The sequence below is a fragment of the Paraburkholderia sp. RL18-101-BIB-B genome, assembly GCF_046026985.1.
Lineage (GTDB): Bacteria > Pseudomonadota > Gammaproteobacteria > Burkholderiales > Burkholderiaceae > Paraburkholderia.
Map to the genome: position 1 here is coordinate 1 of NZ_JARESV010000140.1, position 2,002 is coordinate 2,002.

Sequence of the window (2,002 nt, forward strand, 5' to 3'; positions counted from 1 at the left end):
CAAACAATGAAAACCGAAGTTCAGATGAAGATGGCAAAGGCGTCTAAGCAGGACATCGACGCCGCAGTAGAACTCGTGGGCGTCCTCGGCGATATCGACAAGGGTTACCACCCTGCGACGCCCAATGCAGAAGATGCCGACGAACCGACATTCTTCGACGAGGACGATCCGGAGCACCTGCGCGTGTTCTATGACCGCATGAAGGAGTGTCTTGATTCGGCGCTGGGCGGCATGTTTCGCGTGGTCTGGGGCTTCAGCATGATCATGAGCAACGACATGGTCGACCCGGATCTCGACTACCTCGCTTTTCATCCGCGAATTGTCCAGGCGCTGGCGCGGCCGCCCGCCGGCGCGATGACCTATCCCGCCGAGATTCCGCCGGAGCTGCACCACGTGCTCGGCATGATGTGCTTCCAGTTGGCCCGCAATGCCCATCTGTTACGGTCCGTCGGCGCCGATATCAAAACGCGCGCCGAAGACGAACAGGCCTATTGCCTCCACTGGCTCATCAAGCACGTGCTCGCGCACGGCGCCGAGTGGGCCGATCACGCAGAGGCAGATGTCGCTGCGGCTCGCGAAAAAATCGCCGCCACGCAGGAACTTTCGAAGTGAGCAATTCAATACTCACGTCTCGAATCTGCGCGGCACGCAGCATCCGCTTGCCGGGTCGATAGCGTCGAAATGGTGTGGAGATCAACCGGCTTATGCCGTCGCGGTCCGAGTGCACTCGATTGAATCGATGTACGTGTGCGCTCGATTTTCGCCGTATTTAAACGCATGCTGCTCCGAAAGGAATTCGAATTGCTCTGGAAAACTTACAACTGTCTGCATCGGATGCTGCGACGACGAAACCTCCCACGACACCCGGTATCGCCGCGCACCGCCCCCGATTTGACGCTTCGCTACTGGAGTGACGTGGACTTCGATCCGGTATCCGCGATAGGGCACATAGGCTTGGCTCGACATGGCTTCCTCCGACGATGACGTGCTCGCAAATACGAGCATCGCGTGTGCCTGTCGACTGCACGCCAGGGGAAGTTCTTACGGAAAAATCAGCCAAACGGCGGATGGGAACTATGAGTGATATTCAACTGCAGGCAGAGGCGGCGCGTTCTCTCCTGGCAACAGACCATGGGGGCACGCGCGTGGGCTCCTACGCGCTGGTGCCGTCGATGAACATCCGGCCGGCCTGGAAGCCCCGATTGAAAGCTTCGTTCATAGTGCGCGCCTCGCCGACGCTGCCAACCTTGTGCATCTGGTCTCCGCGCGTGCCGACGTACACATGAAACGGCCAGCTGTCAGAGCGAATCTCGTACGCCGTAACCACGTGAACCAGCCGGTTCTTGTGGTCGTACTCCATAACCTGACGATAGCCCGTCTCAATTCGGCGCATGGCTGTCTCCTGTCGGATGCAGAGGAATCCTAGCATGACTCAAATTCAGACCGCCACGCTCGACGCAGGAGCGGATATGCGACCGTCTGATGGACAGATCGTAGAGGCCGGCTATATGCACACTGTCGAAACTGATGAGCCGCTTTTCACGTTCGACCGCAAAGAATTGATCGCAATGGTTCGCGAACTGCTATCTGCAAGCAAGCCTGCAGTGCTGCAGGACAATGAGCAAGACCCAGACGTCGAGCTGTGCCGTCACTGCGGCGAGCCGACAGACAGGCCGGGTTTCTGCGTCTGCAATGGCGCCAAGTACGAGCGCAAGCATCGCACCGCATCCCCTGCCGCGCCAGCGCAATCGGGGGAGCCGGTGGCGACCGTGCGCGACAATCCAGGACGACTTTGGCACAATCATCGAGGCGACGCGCCCGCTAGAAGTCGGAACGCAACTCTATCTCGCCCGCAGCCAGCACAGACGGAGCGGGCGCTGACGGACGAGCAGATTGATAGAGCAATCGTCGCTTGGTTTGACGACCGTGGATTCGAACACGATTTGGGTCGCCGGATGCGCAACGCCTTTCTCGCCGCGCAGCCAGCAAGCGGAGGTGATGC

Annotated in this window: 3 protein-coding genes; 2 read left to right on the forward strand and 1 reads right to left on the reverse strand. The window is 59.4% G+C overall.

Features of this window, described 5'->3' with window-relative positions; all coding sequences use genetic code 11:
- Nucleotides 1-612: hypothetical protein (locus P0D73_RS46295; protein ID WP_408436431.1), on the forward strand; the 612-nt coding region annotated here is incomplete at its 5' end.
- Nucleotides 613-1,153: 541 nt separating this feature from the next.
- Here P0D73_RS46295 and P0D73_RS46300 read toward each other — a convergent pair.
- Entirely contained in the window at nucleotides 1,154-1,393 is a 240-nt protein-coding gene (locus tag P0D73_RS46300; protein ID WP_408183303.1) for a hypothetical protein, read from the reverse strand.
- Nucleotides 1,394-1,427: 34 nt separating this feature from the next.
- On the opposite strand from P0D73_RS46300, the gene P0D73_RS46305 reads away from it, so the two are divergent.
- The coding region (locus tag P0D73_RS46305) for a hypothetical protein (RefSeq protein ID WP_408320673.1) at nucleotides 1,428-2,002 on the forward strand (575 nt) is incomplete at its 3' end.

What these genes read in the sequence shown, in the direction of transcription:
- P0D73_RS46300 (WP_408183303.1), bottom strand. Translation starts at nt 1,393, where the DNA reads ATGCGCCGAATTGAGACGGGCTATCGTCAGGTTATGGAGTACGACCAC.